This window comes from Bacteroides sp. AM16-24, from assembly GCF_003471885.1.
GTDB lineage: Bacteria > Bacteroidota > Bacteroidia > Bacteroidales > Bacteroidaceae > Bacteroides.
On record NZ_QRKI01000001.1, the window covers coordinates 531,685 to 553,199 of the forward strand.

Genomic DNA, 21,515 nt, shown 5'->3' on the forward strand with positions numbered 1-21,515 from the left:
TATGAAACGTTTATTGAAATATCTATTTGTTTGTTGCATCTGTATCCTGAATATGAGTGCCATGGCTCAATCTGCTTCTGGCATTAAGGGAAAGGTTATGTGCCAAGGTAAAGGAATATCCAATGTTGTGGTGACGAATGGTTTCGACTGTGTGTTGACAGACACGAAAGGAATGTATAGTTTACCATATCATCGGGATGCACGTTTTGTTTATGTGACGACTCCGGCCGGATATCTACCTCAAAGAGAAGCGAGTCTTCCTCACTATTACAAAAGAATAGACAGTGAAGTGGAAAACTATGATTTTACCTTGATTAAGAATCCTAGGAATGACGATAAACATATCTGTCTGGTACAGTCTGATGTACAAGCTGCCAAAACTAGTGACATTGAGGGGTATATGAAATATTTGAAAGATGTTCGTCAATTTGTAGGTGAACGGCGAAACAGCGATATTTTTGTTTTGGATTGTGGTGATATTGTGGGTAATGCACCGGCTATATTTCCTTCTTATATCCAAGCTTCTAATCTCCTGGAACTTCCTTTCTATCGTGCTGTAGGCAATCATGATATGGAATATGGAGTACGCTCTTATGAACATTCTTACAAGACTTTTGAAGAATATTTCGGACCGATCTATTACTCTTTCAATCGAGGTAAGGCACATTATATTGTATTGAATAACTGCTTCTATATTAATCGTCATTATCGCTATATAGGTTATATTGATGAGCGAACGCTGCAATGGATAGAGAAGGATTTATCTTTCGTACCGAAAGACCATCTGGTTTTTGTTACAATGCATATTCCAAGCAGCTCTACAAAAGAGCTACAGTTTAATGCATTACTTCCTGATGAAACCAGCAATGCCTCCAGCTTATATAATCTTTTAGCCGGATATGATGCGCACATATTCTCCGGACACTCCCATTACAATTGGAACGTTGTGTTTAATGATAAACTCATGGAACATAATACAGCGGCTGTTTGCGGTACTTTCTGGAAAGCCGATATCTGTACAGATGGTACCCCCAGCGGTTACGGAATTTATGAAGTAAATGGTAATAAGGTTACTTGGGGCTATAAGAGTGCGGGATTTCCTATTGATCACCAATTCAGAGGGTATCCGGTCGGTTCTTCAGAAGAATACCCCCAGGATATTATTGCCAATGTTTGGAATTGGGATGAGTTGTGGAAAGTTGAGTGGTATGAGAATGGCAAGTGCATGGGTGAGATGCAACGTTTCGAAGGGTATGATCCTGAAGCAAAGATTATCTGTTCGGATAAAGAACGGGTAGAATATGATTGGATTATGCCTATAAAAACAGAGCATTTATTTAAAGCGACTCCTCATAATAAGAATGCAGTTATCGAGATAGTAGTAACGGATCGTTTCGGACATATATATAAGCAAAATATTAAATAACAATTCTATGAAATCTACAATTAATATAGGGTACCTTGTTTTCCTGTCGATTGTTGCTGCCTTAGGTGGTTTCCTCTTTGGATATGATACAGCTGTCATTTCCGGAACTATTGCTCAGGTGACAGAGTTGTTTAAACTTGATGCCTTACAGCAGGGATGGTATGTAGGATGTGCATTGATAGGCTCCATAGTCGGAGTACTTTTTGCCGGAGTCCTGAGTGATAAATTCGGTCGTAAACTGACTATGGTTATCTCAGCGGTTTTATTTTCTACATCAGCCATTGGATGCGCTTTATGTGCTGATTTTAACCAGTTGGTTGTTTACCGTATAATTGGTGGCATTGGTATTGGTGTTGTTTCTATAATATCTCCACTTTATATTTCAGAGCTTTCTGTTGCCCAGTACAGAGGACGATTGGTTTCTTTATATCAATTGGCCGTGACTGTTGGTTTTTTAGGTGCATATTTAGTGAATTACCAACTACTGGCTTATGCTGAAAGTTGTACTAATCCGGGAACTGGCTGGTTTGATTTAATTTTTGTAACTGAGGTGTGGAGAGGAATGTTAGGAATGGAGACTCTTCCAGCTATACTGTTCTTTATCATCATTTTCTTTATACCGGAAAGTCCCCGCTGGTTGATTTTGAAAGGACAGGATGCCAAGGCTACAAATATTTTGAAGAGAATTTATGTTTCTGCTAAAGATGTAGCATTTCAGGTGAATGAAACGAAATCGGTTTTATCTTCCGAATTAAAATCTGAATGGTCTTTATTGTTGCAACCAGGAATTCTGAAAGCTGTCATCATTGGTGTTTGTATTGCTATATTAGGCCAGTTTATGGGAGTAAATGCTGTTTTGTATTACGGCCCTTCTATCTTCGAGAATGCAGGTTTGTCAGGTGGTGATTCTCTTTTCTATCAGGTTTTGGTAGGATTGGTTAATACTTTAACTACGGTTCTGGCATTAGTCATTATTGATAAAGTCGGCCGTAAAAAGTTAGTTTATTATGGAGTTTCGGGTATGGTCGTTACTTTGTTACTAATAGGATTCTATTTCTTGTTTGGTGAATCCTTAGGTATTTCAAGCATATTCCTGCTTATATTCTTTTTGTCTTATGTATTTTGCTGTGCTGTCTCCATATGTGCAGTGGTATTTGTCCTTCTTTCTGAAATGTATCCTACCAAAGTTCGCGGATTAGCTATGTCTATCGCAGGATTTTCTTTATGGATCGGAACGTATCTTATCGGCCAATTAACCCCCTGGATGCTCCAGAATCTTACCCCCGCCGGAACATTCTTTTTATTTGCCGTCATGTGCGTTCCTTATATGCTTATTGTTTGGAAACTCGTTCCTGAGACTACCGGCAAGTCGCTGGAAGAGATTGAGCGTTACTGGACCAGTTCCAAATAGAAATCGACCTTAATATACATATATAATATAGAGAATTATGGATTTTAAAAAATTAGCTGCTCTTTATAAGGACGAACTGATGGATAATGTTCTTCCTTTCTGGCTAGAACATTCTCAGGATCACGAGTTCGGCGGGTACTTCACTTGCCTGGACCGTCAAGGTAATGTTTTCGATACAGATAAGTTTGTTTGGTTGCAAGGCCGTGAGGTATGGTTGTTTTCAATGCTCTACAATAAGGTAGAGAAACGTCAGGAATGGTTGGATTGTGCCATTCAAGGCGGGGAGTTCTTGAAAAAGTACGGCCACGATGGAAATTACAATTGGTATTTCTCTCTTGACCGTACGGGACGCCCGCTGGTGGATCCTTATAACATTTTCTCATACACTTTTGCAACCATGGCTTTCGGACAACTCAGTCTTGCTACCGGAAATCAGGAATATGCTGATATTGCTAAGAAGACTTTTGAGATCATCCTGTCTAAAGTGGATAATCCGAAGGGTAAGTGGAATAAACTGCATCCCGGTACGCGAGATTTGAAAAACTTCGCTCTCCCGATGATTCTATGTAATCTGGCTTTGGAAATCGAACATTTACTTGATGCTGATTATTTAGAGAAAACCATGGAGGTATGCATCCGTGAAGTTATGGAGGTTTTCTATCGTCCAGAACTGGGAGGTATCATCATTGAAAATGTACAGATTAACGGTGAGCTTTCTGATTCTTTTGAGGGACGCCAGGTGACTCCGGGACATGATATTGAAGCTATGTGGTTTATTATGGATCTTGGAAAACGTCTGCATCGTCCTGAACTGATAGAAAAAGCTAAGAATGTTACCTTGACAATGTTGGAGTATGGCTGGGATAAAGAGTTCGGTGGTATATATTACTTTATGGACCGTAAAGGATATCCTCCTCAACAATTGGAATGGGACCAAAAACTTTGGTGGGTACATATTGAAACATTGATTTCTTTATTGAAAGCTTATCAGCTTACAGGCGATAAGAAATGTTTGGAATGGTTCGAGAAAGTGCATGATTATACCTGGAATCATTTTAAAGATCCGGAATATGCTGAATGGTACGGCTATCTGAATAGGAGAGGAGAAGTGCTGCTACCATTAAAAGGCGGGAAATGGAAAGGATGTTTCCATGTGCCCAGGGGACTGTATCAATGCTGGACAGTTCTGGAAGAAATTATAAAATCAGAATGAAAAATCTAATACTATGAATCGACGAAATTTTCTAACTACTTTAGGCTTGGGGGCTGCTGGTATCATTTTACCGGGAGTCTCGCAAGCAAAGGTTCTACAGGAAGCCATTCAAAATCCAAATATCAAGCCGATATCCGGTTCCTGGTTTGAATTCCAACACCCAGGCGGAAAAGAAGGTGTGTATTGGGATAAAGATTTGAGAAACTTTACTGCAACCCAGTGGCGGGAAAAGATACGTGAAATCCGTGAAACAGGCATGGAATACTTAGTCATGATGAATGTAGCTTCTCATGGTTTTGCATTTTATGATACGGACTTGGCTCCTAAGTTTAAAATGGGATGTGAAGATCCCATAGAAACAGTGCTTTCGGCAGCAGATGAGTTTGGTGTTAAGTTCTTTGTAAGCAATGACTATTGGGCATTGGATCTGGATGCTGTAAAGATGATGACCGACAAAGAGTTGGGCAGGAAGAGAGCCAAATGCATGGAAGAAATTTATGCAAGATATGGACATCATAAAAGTTTCTATGGTTGGTATTTCCCCAATGAATCATGGTTGGATCCTTATTTTGGTGAGTATGTAATTCCATATGTGAATGAATGTGCGCAGATAGCCAAGTCTCTGAATGCGAATTGTGTAAATATCATTGCGCCTTATAATATTAAGGCCGAAAAGTGTGATGACACATTCATTAAACAATTAGAGCAACTCAATGTAGAGATCGTAGCTTATCAAGATGGCGTGGGAGTGGGTGTCACTACATTTAGTCAATCAGCTCGTGCTTTTGAAAATTTAGCTAAAGCGCATCAAAAAGCCGGTCGTTCAAGAATATGGGCCGACATGGAGCTTTTCTACTTTGAACAGACTACTCATGGTAGTTTAATCTCGGCTGATTTTGATAAGAGAATTATTCATCAGATGGAGGCTATATCTCCATTTGTAGATAAGATTCTGGTATATCAATATCTTGGTATAATGAATAAACCCGGTTCGCTGGCTCATGCCGGACTACGTGATGAGTCAGTCAGACTATACAATCAGTACATGGATTGGTATAGAAAGCAGAACTTTAAATAATAACTACTATGAAACGATTAGTTACTATAATAACATTTATACTGGTATTTGCCAATATCTCAGCACAGAACCCGGAATTTGCTCTTCCATCTATCATTAGTGATCATGCGGTGATGCAACGGAATTCTGAAGTGAAGCTTTGGGGATGGTGTCCCAGTGTATGGGACCTGAAGATTGTATGCAGTTGGGCTCCCACAGATACGGTACATGTAAAGTCGGATATGCATTGCGCTTGGGAAGCTTATATACGTACTCCGGAAGCTGCAGGACCTCATAGTATTCGTTTTTACGGTTGGGAGAACAAACTGGAGAGAGAAATAAAAGATATCCTGATGGGTGAAACATGGTTGTGTTCCGGCCAGTCCAATATGGAATATATTATGAGCTATCCGGTTCGTGATGCCGGGGATATCACAAAAGCTTTGGAAAATAAGCAAGTTCGTTTTTTCAAGATATCTAAAGCAACGTCTAAGTATCCGGTAGAACGTATTCAGGGACAATGGGAAATTTGTTCTCCGGAAACTTACAAAGATTTCAGCGCTGTGGCCTTCTTCTTTGGTCAACATTTGAATGAAGCACTGAATGTGCCAGTCGGACTGATTGGATCTTATTGGGGAGGAACAGCAGTAGAACCTTGGATCGATGAATTTACTTTCAGCCATGAAAAGGAGTTGTTTGAGTTATCACAAAAACAACAAGTAGCAGGTTGGTCTCCTACTGCCAACTCATCCATTTACAATGCAATGATTCATCCTATCAAGAATTATACTATTGCAGGCGTCATCTGGTACCAGGGAGAAGCTAATAATGAACGGGCTGCTGACTATGGTCCTCTGTTTGATGGAATGATAAGAGGTTGGAGAAATGAATTTCACCGTTTTTTGCCCTTTTATTTTGTGCAGATTGCTCCATGGAATGGATATGCAGACAGAAATGCTGCTTATTTACGGGAACAGCAGGCAGATGTTGCTGCAACATTACATAACACCGGAATGGTCGTAATCAGCGATCTGGTGAATGATATCTCTGATATCCATCCGGGTCTGAAAAAACAGGTAGGTGTCCGTTTGGCCAATATGGCATTGAAGAAAACTTACCATAGGGAAGAAGTGGAGCCTTGTTCTCCAATGTTAAAGTCTATCCGTATAGAAGGACGCAAAGTTATGGTGGCTACTACTGCTATTAAATTAACGTGTAATGACAAGACCATCCAAAACTTTGAGATAGTGGACCAGGCAGGAAATGTATATCCGGCAGATGCCAAACTAATGAAGAATGGTGAGATTAGCGTTTCTTCCGTAAAAGTAAAAACTCCGGTTGCAGTACGCTATTGTTTTACCAATGATGCGGTTCCCAATTTATTTGATAGTAACGGGTTGCCTTTGGCGCCATTTAGAACAGATAGAAAGAAATGAAAAAATATTTATTGATCCTATTTAGTTCACTATTGTGTCTTTCCTGTTTAGCCCAGACTTCTGATTTGAAGTTTCGTGATGGAAAGTTCAAGATTGTGCAGTTCACTGATCTGCACTGGGTGGAAAGCGATTCTTATAAACAAAAGAATGACAGTACTTATAACTTGATGCGTGAAATTATTCGCTCAGAACGTCCTGATCTTGTGATCCTGACAGGTGATATAGTGGTTTCCTGGAATGCTCTTCGTGGTTGGAAAAGATTGGCTGGCTTGTTCGAGGAAGAAAAAATGCCATTTGCTGTTACGTTCGGGAATCATGATGAAGAAACAGATATGAATAATGCCCAGATTCTTGAATTTTTGCGTACGGTACCCTATAACCTGACTTATGATGCCGAAAATGGAAAATTGTCCGGTTCCGGTAATTGTGTACTTCCTATCCTTTCATCTGATGGAAATTCTGAAAAATGGGTTTTGTATTTGTTCGATTCGCATAATCTTACCCAAGATCGTTCTTTCGGATATTATGACTGGATTAAGCATGATCAGATAGATTGGTATCGTAAGGCAAGTGATCAGTTTACAGTACGTAATAAACACAGATTGCCATCGATGGCGTTTTTCCATATTCCTCTACCCGAACATGAAACGGCCAGATGGGCTTGTCGTGAATTCGGTGAGAAGCAGGAAGGTGTTTGTGCGTCCAACATAAATTCAGGCTTATTGTCCTCTTTTATAGAGAAAAAAGATGTAATAGGAGTATTTGTCGGGCATGATCATAACAATGACTATATGGTTGACTGGAACGGTAATATAGCATTAGCTTATGGACGTAAAACAGGCTATCCGTCTGCTTATAATGAAGTTCTGAGCCGAGGTGCCCGTATCATTAATCTGCATGAAGATGAGGCCAGCTTTGATTCATATATTATTGACCTGAAAGGTACATATTTCCATTACATGTTCGAACAGAAAAATCAAGGAACCAATGTCCCTCGTTTCAGTGGTTCTTTTATACAAGAATATTTAGTTGCTAATTGGGATGATGCACGTTGGGATCGGGAAATGGAAATGTTTAAAGAGGCAGGTATGAAGTATCTGATTTATGCACCTGCACTTCTGACAGATGAGAAAGGAAGAACAACTACTAACTATCCCTCTTCGCTGACAAAGAAAAAACAGCAGAACAAGACACTTGAAAAGTGTTTGCGCAGTGCTCAGAAGAATGGAATAAAAATCTTTATTGGACTGAATTTTAACGATAGATGGTGGAAAGTAGATTATGATGCAGATTGGTTGGTTGGCCAAATGGAAATCGGCAATAAAGTGGCAGATGAACTGGTTGCCTTGTACAAGGAAAAATATCCGAATGCAATGTACGGATGGTATTGGGTTTGGGAAGTTGACAATCTGAACTGTATGACAGCTGAACGGCAGGCTATTCTGGCGAGAGCCTTAAATACAAATTTGGATCATCTTTCAAAGCTCACTCCAGGAATGCCGTTCATGCTTTCTCCATTTATGAATCATAAAGTAGGTGGAAATGCAGAAGAATATGGAAAAATGTGGGAGAATGTTTTTGCACAAACTCACTTCCGATTTGGAGATATTTTTGCTCCGCAAGACTGTGTTGGTGCCGGTGGATTGAATTTAGATAATTTATCGGACTGGTTCTCTAAATTGAAACAAGCTGTCAATACTAAACCGGGATTGAAATTCTGGGGAAATGTTGAAACGTTCGATCAACAATTCTGGGTGAGTGCTCCTCTGACAAGGATAAAGAAGCAGCTGGATATAGTTAATGGTTATGTAAGTAATCTTATCTGTTTTGCTTATAGTCATTATAATAGTCCGTTTGTAGTGAATAAGGGCTATCATCAAGCCTACCTGCAATACTGTAAAGAAGGTAAACTTCCTCAAATAGCTACTCCGCAGGAAGTTATAAGTGCCAGTATGGTAAAGGTAGCTAATGGCATAGAAATTAAGTGGATTCCGGGTAGTCTGGAGTCGGTTGCCGGTTTCAATATTTACAAGAATGGCACGCTCTTAAAGAAACTTCAGATACATGGAAATGACTTCCTGACTTCCTTCATTGATAAGGAAGGTAATGAAGATAATGTATATGAGATATCTACCTATAATGCTATGGATAAAGAATCAGCTAAGCTGAAAGTTGCAAAGTAAAATATAGTTTAATGTAAAGAACCATGAAGAATATAGCCTTTATTGTTTATGTTTTTATAGTTGTTGTGTGGTGTGTAGGATGTACTTCCTCTTCCTTCCAAACAACAGTTCCGTCTGAGGTAACGATGACGCAGGATGAATTGGCTGATAAAATAAGAGGTGGCTGGGCGGCTAAGACCATTGGTTGTACCTATGGTGGACCCGTGGAGTTTCTGCACAACGGTACAATGATTCAAGACTATACCCCTATAAAATGGTCCAAGGACAGAGTCAAGTTCTACTTTGATACTTTTCCCGGTTTATATGATGATTTGTATGTAGACATCATCTTCGTTAATGTGTTCGAACGTTTAGGTCTGGAAGCTCCGGCTGATTCGTTTGCAATCAGCTTTGCTAATGCAGGTTTTCCATTATGGCATGCCAACCAGGTTGCCAAGTATAATATCAAACAAGGTATTATGCCGCCTATGTCCGGTCATTGGTTGAATAATCCCCATGCTGACGATATAGATTATCAGATTGAAGCAGATTTCGCAGGTTTGATGGCACCGGGTATGCCCAATACTGCTTCTGAAATATCTGATAGAGTAGGACATATCTTCACTTACGGTGATGGTTGGTACGGAGGCGTATATGTTGGTGCGTTGTATTCTATGGCTTTTGTTTCCGATGATGTGGAAGTTGTTGTTTCGGAGGCGCTGAAAACAATTCCCGAACAGAGTGATTTCTACCGTTGCATGAAAGATGTGATAGACTGGTATAAGCAGTATCCGAATGACTGGAAACAAACCTGGTTCGAGTGCCAGAAAAGGTGGACATCAGAGGTCGGTTGCCCTGACGGTGTTTTTGCTCCGTTTGATATTGATGCAAAGATTAACAGTGCCTATGTCATAATGGGATTATTGTATGGACAGAAAGATTTCTTTTCCACAATTGACATAGCTGCCCGTTGCGGACAGGATTCGGATTGCAATGCAGCTACAGCTGCCGGTATTTTGGGTACGATGATAGGATATTCTAATATTCCGGAGAATTGGAAAGAGAGTCTTTGTGAAATAGAAGACATACCTTTTGCCTATACAGATGTATCTCTTAATAAACTATCGGAACTGGGCTTGAAACATGCTTTGCAGGTAATAGAAAGAGAAGGTGGTAAAGTAGATAATGGGCAGGTGACTATTAAAGTTCAAAAACCTGTTGCTGTAAAATATGAAAAAGCATTTGAAGGCCATTATCCGGTGGATAAATTGGCTGTCAATACTACTTTACAGGATAATACCGGCTTTGTTTTTGATGGTATAGGTTTCGTTTTGAAAGGATATGTGAAATGTACAGATGAAAACTATGTGGCTCAGGTTGAAATGTGTATTGACGGTAATATGATTGAAACGGCAAATCTGCCGGTTGCCAAAGCATCTTCCATTGATGATAGAAGGGTAGATCTTTTCCATAGATATCAGCTGCAAAATGCAAAACATGAGATCAGTTTTAAATGGTTGAATCCTCATAAAGATGCACACATTTATTTAGGTGAAGCAGTAATCTATTCAGATAAGCAGAATTTTAATTAATAAATATAGAAACAATGAGACAGAACATTCGAGTAATACTATTTGGCCTATTGGCAATGCTGGTTGCGATGCCGGCAGTAACTGCATGTGCTGCTAATGACACTTCCGGTAAGCAAGAAAAAACTGGAAAACCAGTCACAGGTGTAAAGCCTATTACCGGCACATGGATCAATCTGGCATATAAAGATGTGCGTAATAAATATACCAATCCTCAAAACTTTGATAATACAGACCCGAAGTTGTGGGCGGCTAAGGTTCGTGAATTAGCGGCTATGGACATTGAATATTTGGTATTCATGGAGGTAGCTAATGAAGGTAAGGCATATTATCCTTCTAAAATCATGCCTTGGCTGTATGATAAGGGCATGAAAAGTCCTGTAGATGCTATCCTTGATGAAGCAGCAAAACATAACGTAAAAGTATTTATGAGTACCGGTTGGGCAAAAGATCAGGATGATAATCTGCTGGATCCGGCAATCAAAGAACGTCAGTTACAGATTATGGAAGAATTGACCTCTCTTTACAAAAATCATAAGGCTTTTTATGGTTGGTATTTGCCAGTAGAAGATTGTATCTGTCCGATTTTTGCCGAACATGCCGTACAATCGGTTAATACATTGGCTGAAAAGGCACAAACTCTGACGCCAGGCAAGAAAACTTTGATATCTCCTTATGGAATTGGTTTGTCGGAGTTTGATAATCCGGATTTTGAGAAACAGATGGCAAAATTGAAGGTCGATATTATAGCTTATCAGGACGAAGTGGGTTGCGTGCGTGATAAGTTCACACTTCCCCGTTTGAAAAAGAACTGGCAAAGAATGCGTGATATTCACAATCGATTGAATATTGAGATGTGGGCAAATTGCGAAACATTTACGTGGGAAGAAGGTACGAATGACCGTCAGTCCGCTTTGATTCCGGCTGCCTATTCTCGTTTACTGTCTCAGCAGGTAGCTGCATCTGCAGCAGGGGTAGACCGCATTATTTCGTTCATGTTTGGTGGCATCATTGAAGATCCGAAATCTCCTTATCAGTTGGGGCAACCGGTTTGGTCTAATGATATATGCAACAAATATATAGCGTGGAGAAACGGCGATGCTTACTGGAAAATGTTTGAAGCAACTCTATTGGAAAAACTGATGAATACAGCTACTCCTGACATGATTAGTAAATCGGATATGCAAGCCCTGCTGGATGGCAAAGTAGCTGAAGAGAACAGTGAGGACAACCGTTGGGTGAAGTTTGACCAGGGACACCATGAAATAGTGGTGGATTTGCAAAAGAAAACTCCGGTCAAGAATATCATGGTGCGTACATTGAACTATAATCCGGAAGGAATCAATACCCCGCTGAAAGTCTATGTATATACTTCGGAAGATGGAGAAACTTATAGTCTGGCTTCTATCAAAGATGCCCCATATTTTCCGAATAATAAGCATGATGCTTGGATAGACGGGATATTATTTGAAAAGTTGAATGAAAATGCAAGGTATATAAAGGTTGCTTTTGATGCTTCTCAGAAAGTATATATGGATGAATTATTTATTAATCCTACTATCAAATAACAACTAAACAGAGAGTGATAAAGTTTAATTTAATTAATCCAAAAATGAGTCTATGAAAAGATTGCACAAATCGATGAATGGAATTATTGGTGTGCTTTTAATGGCACTAATGTTAGTTCCGAATGGTTTGAAGGCTGAAACTACAGAAATGCTTCAAACGTCTAAAATTACGGGCATTGTAACCGATGATTCGGGTGAACCTGTGATTGGGGTTACAGTTCGTGTGAAAAATGCAACGACGGGAGCTATTACAGATGTAAACGGACGTTACTCGGTAAATGCTTCCAGTAATGCTACTTTAGTTTTTTCTTTTGTGGGTTACAAAACTCAGGAAGTAGCAGTGAAAGGTAAAGCTACTGTAAATGTTACATTACAGGAAGATAGCCACATGTTGGAAGAAACAGTGGTTATCGGTTACGGTAGTGTGCCTAAAAAGGATCTTACGGGATCAATCTCTTCTTTGAAAAGTGATGATTTACTGAAAACGAATCCGACGAGTATTAATCAAGGTTTGCAGGGTAAAATGGCAGGTGTACAAGTTTCACAAGCTGATGGTGCTCCTGGTGCGGGTGTAACTATCCAGATACGTGGTGCCAATTCATTTACTACCAATACAGAACCATTGTATATTTTGGACGGCGTGCCTTTCACGGCAGGTGAAGCTCCCTCGACTGACTTCGGAACGAAATCCAATAATAACCCTCTGAGCTTAATTAGCCCGCAGGATATAGAGTCTATTCAGGTATTGAAGGATGCTTCTGCCACAGCTATCTATGGTTCGCGTGCTGCTAATGGTGTGGTTATTATTACGACTAAGAGTGGTGCTCAGGGTAAGGCAAGAGTTCAGTTCAGTGCTAATTTCAGCATGTCCAAACCTGTAAAACTGATTGATGTTTTAAGTGCGGGCGATTATGCACAGTTCAAGAACGAATGTACTATTTTCGGTTATATGTATGATGGCAAGAATTATGTTGCCGATGAAAGCCTTCCTTATCCTATACCCGGCCATTGGTCAATTAAGAAGGGTACCGATCCTGTGACTGGTGAAGAGATCATTCTTGAGAGAAAATATCTGCCTAGTCCTGATGATTTCCGTAATGGTTTTGACTTGCGTGAAGATGGGAATTTGTTCTATGGCACTAACTGGCAGAAGGAAATTTTCCGTGATGCGTTTAGTCAGGAGTATAGTTTGAATATTTCCGGTGGTGACCAGAAAGGATCTTATATGTATTCTGGCGGTTATCTTGATCAGCAGGGTGTTATTGTGAACTCTTATTATAAGCGCTACAATGTCCGTGCAAATAATAATCGTAAAATCAATGATTATGTGGAGATAGGCAGTAACCTGACTTTCACGAAATCTGAGAATCGTCTGGCACGTACCAATACGGAAAACTATGGTGTGATTGAGTCCGCAATCGCATTTAATCCGACTCGTCCGGTGTTTGACCCGGATGCAGACTCTAAATTCTCAGAAGACTTTGCTTCTGGTTTGGCAAATCCATATCTGAGTGCTCATACAGAGAAGAATGTGCTTGACACTTATGGTATTTATGCTTCTGGTTTTGGCGAAATAACATTTGTGGATTGGCTGAAGTTCCGTCAGAACGTCGGTTATGGTTATACCTATAACGAACGTAGCCAATATTACAATCGCTACACCGGTTCAGGACAAAATCCTACCAATGGTTATGGAAGAAAAGATGATAATGCATACGAAGGTTTTACTTTAGAGTCTTTGCTTACTTTTGAAAAGAAGTTTGGTGTACATGCTTTCAATGTTGTTGCCGGTATGACTTATGAAAAGTCGATGGGAAGAAGCAAATACATGCTTGCCAAGAACTTCCCGAATGACATAACGGAGGATAACGACATGAATGCGGCAGTGGGTGAGAAAGAAATCGGAAGCGGCAGATGGCGTTCACAGTTGATGTCTTATCTGGCTCGTGCCAATTACAATTTGCTGGACCGTTATTTATTCACGGCATCGTTCCGTCGTGATGGTTCCAGCCGTTTCAATCCTCTGAATCGCTGGTCTAACTTCTATTCCGGTGCTATTGCATGGCGTATGTCTGATGAGGCATTTATTAAGAATCTTAATTTCTTTGATAACCTGAAATTGCGTTTCAGTGCCGGTCAGACTGGTAACCAGGGTATTAGTGCCTATGCAACCCGTTCTCGCTTCGAAGCCCAGAATTATCCGTTCGATGGAACGATGAATCCTGGTGCCGGTGAAGATCGTTGGGGAGGACCTGCTGCCGCTAATTTGAAGTGGGAGACAACGAATCAGTTTAACCTTGGTTTGGATGCAGCTTTCTTCAATAATCGTGTAAATCTGGTTGTTGATTTGTATTACAAGAAAACAACGGACTTATTACAGTATCGTTATATTGATATGAGTTCTGGTTTCAATCAAATAGCTTGTAATTATGGCAATGTAACCAATAAAGGTCTTGAAATAACAGCACATGTCATTCCGGTGAAAACCCGCGACTGGATGTGGACATTAGATGCCAATATCTCTTTCAACCGTAATGAAATTGGTGGTTTGAATGCCGATCAGTTCTCTGATGTAGCTTGGGGTATTGAAAGTATGTTCCTGAGAAGAAATGGTCATCCTATTGGTACTTTGTACGGATATGTGGAAGATGGATTCTATGATAATGAGGCTGAAGTACGTGCTGATCCGTATTACAGAGATGCAACTCCTTCTAAAGTAAAATCTATGGTTGGGCAGGTGAAGTATAAGAATCTGGATGACGATCCGGTAATCGATGATCGTGATAAGACGATTATTGGTGATACGAATCCCGATTATCAATATGGTATTACCAGTACATTGAACTGGAAGAAATGGACATTCAGCTTCTTCCTGCAAGGTACACAAGGAAATGATATTTTGAATGTGAACTTGAAGCAGTTTGATGTAGCGGTAGGTTCGGGTAATATGCCTTATTTCGTATTCAATAACCGTTGGACACCGGAAAACAGAGCTGCAGCTAAATGGCCGCGTGCCGATGGCACCTTTACCCGTGCTATGAAAGCTTCCGACCGTTATATTGTAGATGGTTCTTATCTGCGCTGTAAGAATATTAGTTTAAGCTATAATTGGGCTCATCCGGTGAAATTTGTAGAGTCCATTAACATCGTAGCAAGTATAACTAACCTGTTTACTATTTCCGGTTATGAATGGTATGACCCGGATGTAAACGCGTTCGGTAGTGACCCGACTCGTAGAGGTGTGGATATGTCATCATATCCGAGTGCCCGTACATTTAACTTAGGTATTCAATTAGCATTCTAAAAAAGTAAGAATATGAAACTGTTAAAAATATTAAGTTTATGCGCTGCAGGTTTGTTTCTGACCACTTCATGTGACTTGGAAGAGGAAACATTTACCTTTGTTGCAGGTGAAGATGTTGCTGCCGAAGGTTCGTATGATCAGTTGGTGGCAGGTGCTTATCATACTTTGCATTGGCCTTTCACATGGGGTAATTATCATAGTGTGGTGAACTTCGATTGTGATTATCAAACAGGGCCGAGCTGGGCTTTTGGTGATGAAGGTGCCGGTAACTTTTATGATAAAAACTCGACAAAAAACTTCTATCAATATTATTGTACTACTATCCACAGAGCCAATTATCACTATTACTTAGTACAGAAGATAACAGGCGTTACTGAAAAAGAAAAGAATAATGCATTAGGTGAGCTCCGTTTCCTGAAGGCATGGTCTCAGTTCCAGTTAGTTCAGTTCTTTGGTCCTATACCTTTGTATACATATTCCATTGCAGAGGGTAATTCTACCGAATTGCCGCGGTCTTCTGTAAAAGAAGTGTATGAGCATATTATTGAAACACTGAAAGAAGCCGAAGCATTGCTGCTTCCGCGCACCGATGAGGCATTTAAGAAAGGTCACGTATGCCGTGCCACTGCCAAGGCTTTGTTGGCTAAGGTGTATGCTACTATTGGTTCAGCTTCTATGAAGAGCGGACAAGTTACAGTAAAAGGTGGTCCGGGAAGTAAAGTAAATCCTGATGGAACAACCTCCCGTTTGATGCCTGTAGCCATTACTCACAGCAAGAATGTAGTAGCCGGGTATGAAGAGTTTGATTCTCAGGAATATTATCGTCTGGCAAAAGAAAAGGCCGGAGAAGTAATTAATAGTGGCGAGGTTTCATTGGCAAGTAGCCAGAAAGAATTGTGGAGTCCGGCTTATAAGAATGGACCTGAGTTGCTTTTTTGCTTGCAGACAATGGTTGGACAGGGCGACGATTATTACAACTATGTTAGTAAGGATTATTACGGATGGCCCGATCCGGCATACAATGGCGAATGGACTTCCGGTTACTACGTTCAAAGAGACCATTGGTTGCAGACTTTTGACGACTGGGATGATGAGCGTATCACTTGGGGAGTAAAACACCGTGTTCCGTATAACTGGAATAAAACTTATGAAAAAATGGAGTGGTATTTCTACCCCGAACGCGATAGTGTAAAAGTACGTCAGGGCTTACCTCCATACGAAGGATGTCCATATAAGTACGAAACTACGGATGTTGTACGAAACGGTGCCCATGAGTATGGTGCCAAACTTGAAAAATTTACAGCTATAACTGCTGATAATAATGGTAACCGTACAGACTGGAACTGGCCGTATTTGCGTTACGCCGATCTCATTCTCATTTATTGTGAAGCAGAAAATGAGTTGAATGGTCCTACAACGGATGCTTTTGCTAAAATGGAAATGCTGAACAAGCGTAATAACAGTACATTGGTAAGCAAACGTCATGAGAAGAATCCGTTTACAAAAGAGTCGTTCCGTTCATTCGTTCTTGAAGAACGTGCCAAAGAGTTTGCAGCCGAAGGTATCCGCCGCTATGATTTGCTTCGTTGGGGTATTTATCTGCAAGTAATGAATGCCATCGGTACTGTGGATGAAAATGAGATTGTAAAACGTCGTGAAGAGAAGCATTTGTTATTACCGTTCCCGCCCGATGTTGTCAATACGAATCCTTATATCGACAGGAATAATCCAGGGTGGTAATTTTATTTATTAATAACTAATAGATAATGCAATGAAAAATATAATGAACTTCAGAAATATATGTTTGGGTGGAGCGCTGTTATTGGGTTTGTCATTTACGGCTTGTTCGGATGATGACTATAATCCAATGCCTATACAGCTTACCAATGTGACCACCCTTGATGATATGAATACTCCGATTACGGAGGCAGCTATGGGCGATTTTATTGCAATACATGGCACAGGGCTCGATGTACGCAATATTGATTCGATTTTGATTAATGATGTAGCATTGGATATGCTGGAAGTATATACGGAAAGTGATATTCTGTTCCTGAAAATTCCAGTGAAATTACCTAAAGAAGAGACCAACAATATTTATATTTATAATTCTACAGGTCGTCAGGAAATCCCCTTTAAGGCCAATGCGCCAAAACTCCGTCTGGACCGTATGTTTAATGAATATACCAGCCCGGGTGATACCATTATGATTTATGGCGACTTCTTTGAACTCTATGAGATAGATTCTCTCAATGCAGTAGTCGATTTTAATGGTAAAATTTCGAAGGTAATCAGCAGTGGTAATAACTACCTGACTGCCCAAGTGCCTAAGACAGTTGATAAAAACATCAAGGTAAAGGTGAAAGGTACAAAATGGGATGTGGAAGCTACATGTCCGGGACGTTACTATGACCGTGAATTTATAATAATGGACTTTGATGAATTCCTACCCACCAGTATGGCCAATGTGGTTACTGATGAGAAAGATCCTCAACGTTTGAGCGGTAACTTCTTGCGCATTGATGATAAATCTGAATATTCCGGTTGGTGGTATATTGCAGAGAGAGGCGGCATTGCTTATACTGCTGATATGCTGGGGCTTGAAAGCAGCAAAAACTATGTAGTGAAATGTGAGTTCCGTACAGCTAATCAGTTTGTACAGGATAAGATTAAGTTCTGTAATTATCTTTATTGGGCAGCTCCAACCTGCGATTGGGTTGCAACGGATTTCAATGTCCAGAACTTTAATCGTTGGGAAACTATTACATTGCCGTTTACTGTTATTCAGTCCACCGATTATCCGGATAATTACCCGGGATCTTATACCAGCTTCAATATGCGTCTTGAGATAGATCAGAATATTGCCCGCAATTTTGCTTTTGACAATATCCGTATCTATAAAAAAGGTGATTGATGCCGACTGAATGCTATAATCTTCCCAGGAGTATAGTATATCCAGAAGTGAAAATCGTTTTAGGTTCATCCGGTTTAGGTGGTTTTGATATTCTGTTTACCCTACACGGTAACTCCATTTACATGCCGAAGTAAAGGCCGTTACATACTGAGGTAAAGAGCGTTACAATAAGGGGTAAAGGCCGTTACATGCGGCAGTAAATGCTTTTACATCGATATGAAAATGTCGGTAAATGCAATGTCTTGATAAATAGAATCATAGATAAACTACATCTTTGTCGGATGAACCATATTTTGAAATGTAATTTATTAGAATTGAGAAAAACATGAAGATGAAAAAGTGCGCGGCATTCTTAGCCGTGATGTTGATAGGAGCCTGGAGTTTACAGTCTTGTGACAACGGACCTACTAAAGAAGTCTGGTTAGACGAATTCGGACAAGACTCTTGCTATGTTCAGGATTGGGGAATGGTAGAAATTAATCGTTCTGTAGTGCATACACCGCTTACGGTGAATGGAGTGGTTTATGAACGTGGACTTGGTTCCCATTCCATTAGTCGTTTGCTATACGATCTTGGTGGTAAAGCAGTATCAATTTCCGGTTTGGCTGGTGCTGACGACAAGAACTTGTTTGCCGGTAAACTTCAATTCAAGATTCTCGGTGACAAGAAAGAACTCTGGAAGAGTGGTGTCATGAAGAAAGGAGATCCTGTAAAGGAATTCAATGTGAATCTGAAAGGGATCGACAAAGTTTTGCTATTGGTAGAAGAGTGTGGAGATGGTATCATGTACGACCATGCAGACTGGTTGAACGTGAAGATCATTACCCGTGGAGATGTAAAACCGATTCCTGCATGGGCTAAACCGGTTGACAAGGAAAAGTATATCCTGACACCGCCGGCTCCTGAGACACCGGTCATTAATAACCCGTTAGTTTTTGGTGCACGTCCGGGAAATCCGTTCTTGTGGTCGATAATGGCTACTGGTAATCGTCCGATGACGTTTGAAGCTACGGGACTTCCCGAAGGTGTGAAATTGAATCCGGCTAATGGACATATCACAGGTAAAGCTACAACGAAAGGTGAATACAAGGTACAATTGAAGGCTACCAATGATAAAGGTACAGCAGTGAAAGAAGTGACAATCAAAATCGGTGATGAGATTGCTTTAACCCCTTCAATGGGTTGGAATAGCTGGAATTGCTGGGGACTTTCTGTAAACGATAAAAAAGTACGTGATGCTGCCCGTATGATGAATGAAAAACTGCACTCTTACGGTTGGGAATACGTGAATATTGATGATGGATGGGAAGCTGCGGAACGCACTAAACAAGGTGAACTTCTTCCTAATGAAAAATTCCCCAGCTTTAAAGAATTGACAGACTATATTCATGGCTTGGGTCTGAAATTCGGTATTTATTCCTCTCCGGGTGCTACTACTTGTGGTGGTCACTTAGGTAGTTATCAGCATGAAGAAATTGATGCTAAAACCTGGGCCGGTTGGGGTGTAGATTACCTGAAATATGACTATTGCGGTTATTTGGAAATAGAAAAGGATTCTGAAGAAAAAACAATTCAGGAACCGTATATCGTAATGCGTAAAGCATTGGATAAAGTAAATCGTGACATCGTTTATTGTGTAGGTTACGGAGCTCCCAACGTATGGAATTGGGCTGTGGAAGCCGGTGGTAATCAATGGCGTACTACTCGTGATATTACGGATGAATGGAATGTGGTAACAGCTATCGGTACTTTTCAGGATGTGTGTGCTGAATCTACAGCTCCGGGACGGAATAGTGATCCTGATATGTTGGTAGTTGGCAGATTGGGACAAGCCTGGGGTACTAAAGTGCATGATTCTTACCTGACCGCAGATGAACAATATTCTCATATTTCTTTATGGTGTCTTCTTTCTGCTCCTTTGCTGATAGGTTGTGATATGGCGAATATTGATGATTTTACGCTGAATCTGCTCACTAATAATGAAGTGATCTCTGTTAGCCAGGACCCGATGGTGGCTCCTGCTAAGAAAAGGATAGTAGAGAATGGACAAATCTGGTCTAAGAAGTTGCATGATGGTTCCTATGCAGTAGGTTTCTTTCATGTAGATCCTTACTTTATCCTTTGGGATCAGGATGATGCTGAAGCTATGCAAATGCGTGAGTATGACTTTAATTTTGATTTGAAACAGCTCGGTATTGATGGTAAAGCAATGGTTCGCGATTTGTGGAGACAGAAAGATCTGGGAGAAGTTAATGGTAGTTTCCAGACAAAAGTACCTTATCATGGGGTTACTTTCGTGAAGATTACTCCGGCGAAGTAAAAATCTGCAAAATAACAAAAGCATGAAAAAGTTATATCTATCCTTAGCTTTTTTATCGGCTTTCACTTTCCAGGTCTCTGCACAACTGCAGGGCCTGGATGTAGTGAAGGTTCCGGAGGCACAACAGCCTTATTCGGGAGAATATGTCTATATCCCTGATGTAGACGGTTATAAAGCTTTGAAGTGTGATTTTCATACTCATACCATTTTTTCAGATGGAGATGTGAAGCCGGAAAATCGGGTATGGGAGGGCGCTATTCGTGGACTGGATGTGATTGCTATAACGGATCACATTGAATATCGTCCGAACAAATTCATTACGGCTGACCATAATGAGTCTTATAGACGGGCGAAGACAGTAGAGGAGAGTTCTAATCTGGTCGTGATATCGGGTGCTGAAATAACCCGTTCCAAGCCATTGGGACATATCAATGCTCTTTTTTTGAAGGATGCAAATGCTTTGGATGTAGAAGATCCGTTGGTAGCAATTGATAATGCTTTGGAACAAGGTGCTTTCATCATGTGGAATCATCCCGGATGGCCGAATGACACGAGTACTATTTATAAGGTTCATAAAGACCTGATTAAGCAGAAGAAAATACATGGTGTGGAGTTGGTGAATGGCTTTGAGTATTATCCGAAAGCTTTCAACTATTGTAAGGAATATAACCTGACGTATATGGGTAATACTGATATTCATGGTGTATATAAACAGACCTATCGTACTGATAAGCAATATGGTCCGATGACTATAATCTTCGCCAAGGAACGTTCCCATGAAGGGGTGAAAGAAGCATTATTTGCCGGACGCTCTGTGGTGAAATTTGGGGATATTCTGATTGGAGCTGAAAAGAATCTGACTGCTTTGGTAAAGGCTTGCCTGGCATATGAGGTGAAGGAAGTGAATGGTAATCAGGCATTAGTTAAAGTAGTGAATAAATCGACACTGAACTTTGAAATCTTACTGGATAATAAAGCGGGTACTATTTTAGGAAATGCTACAGTTGAATTTAAGGTTCGTTTAAACGACAAAATAAAGTTTACTAATACTTATATTACGGATAATAGTCAGTTGGTGATTAATGTGGCATCTTTGAAATAGTGTATTTTAATGA

Annotated in this window: 13 protein-coding genes; all 13 read left to right on the forward strand. The window is 40.3% G+C overall.

From position 1 onward, the window contains the following. Position 1: 1 nt before the first annotated feature. The gene (locus DW182_RS02025) at positions 2-1,426 is read left to right on the forward strand and encodes a calcineurin-like phosphoesterase family protein (RefSeq protein ID WP_118294468.1); all 1,425 of its coding nucleotides are present in this window, start codon (positions 2-4) and stop codon (positions 1,424-1,426) included. 7 nt (positions 1,427-1,433) lie between these two features. Continuing rightward, positions 1,434-2,837 (forward strand): sugar porter family MFS transporter, encoded by a 1,404-nt coding sequence (locus DW182_RS02030; RefSeq protein WP_118294469.1) that lies wholly within the window; start codon positions 1,434-1,436, stop codon positions 2,835-2,837. Between the two features lie 37 nt (positions 2,838-2,874). Then, a complete protein-coding gene (locus DW182_RS02035) occupies positions 2,875-4,050 on the forward strand; it encodes an AGE family epimerase/isomerase (RefSeq protein ID WP_118294470.1) in 1,176 nt (391 codons plus the stop codon). Between the two features lie 13 nt (positions 4,051-4,063). Next, a complete protein-coding gene (locus DW182_RS02040; RefSeq protein ID WP_022393794.1) occupies positions 4,064-5,128 on the forward strand; it encodes a DUF4434 domain-containing protein in 1,065 nt (354 codons plus the stop codon). An 8-nt stretch (positions 5,129-5,136) separates the two neighbouring features. Beyond that, a complete protein-coding gene (locus tag DW182_RS02045; protein ID WP_118294471.1) occupies positions 5,137-6,543 on the forward strand; it encodes a sialate O-acetylesterase in 1,407 nt (468 codons plus the stop codon). Next, complete coding sequence (locus tag DW182_RS02050; RefSeq protein WP_118294472.1) at positions 6,540-8,726, forward strand: DUF4434 domain-containing protein; 2,187 nt, start codon at positions 6,540-6,542, stop codon at positions 8,724-8,726. The genes DW182_RS02045 and DW182_RS02050 overlap by 4 nt, the downstream gene beginning before the upstream one ends. 23 nt (positions 8,727-8,749) lie before the next feature. Continuing rightward, entirely contained in the window at positions 8,750-10,297 is a 1,548-nt protein-coding gene (locus DW182_RS02055; protein ID WP_118294473.1) for an ADP-ribosylglycohydrolase family protein, read from the forward strand. 14 nt (positions 10,298-10,311) lie between these two features. Next, positions 10,312-11,862 carry a DUF4434 domain-containing protein gene (locus tag DW182_RS02060; protein ID WP_118294474.1) on the forward strand — a complete coding sequence of 517 codons (1,551 nt, stop codon included), beginning with the start codon at positions 10,312-10,314 and terminating at the stop codon, positions 11,860-11,862. A 52-nt stretch (positions 11,863-11,914) separates the two neighbouring features. After that, positions 11,915-15,166 (forward strand): TonB-dependent receptor, encoded by a 3,252-nt coding sequence (locus DW182_RS02065; protein WP_118294475.1) that lies wholly within the window; start codon positions 11,915-11,917, stop codon positions 15,164-15,166. Positions 15,167-15,178: 12 nt separating this feature from the next. Further along, positions 15,179-16,906, forward strand: a complete 1,728-nt coding sequence (locus tag DW182_RS02070) for a RagB/SusD family nutrient uptake outer membrane protein (RefSeq protein WP_118294476.1) — start codon at positions 15,179-15,181, stop codon at positions 16,904-16,906. 31 nt (positions 16,907-16,937) lie between these two features. Next, positions 16,938-18,080: a glycan-binding surface protein gene (locus tag DW182_RS02075; RefSeq protein ID WP_118294477.1), complete on the forward strand. Its 1,143-nt coding sequence runs from the start codon at positions 16,938-16,940 to the stop codon at positions 18,078-18,080. 325 nt (positions 18,081-18,405) lie between these two features. Further along, positions 18,406-20,400: an NPCBM/NEW2 domain-containing protein gene (locus tag DW182_RS02080; protein ID WP_118294478.1), complete on the forward strand. Its 1,995-nt coding sequence runs from the start codon at positions 18,406-18,408 to the stop codon at positions 20,398-20,400. A 22-nt stretch (positions 20,401-20,422) separates the two neighbouring features. Further along, a complete protein-coding gene (locus DW182_RS02085; protein ID WP_118294479.1) occupies positions 20,423-21,502 on the forward strand; it encodes a PHP domain-containing protein in 1,080 nt (359 codons plus the stop codon). Positions 21,503-21,515 lie beyond the last annotated feature (13 nt).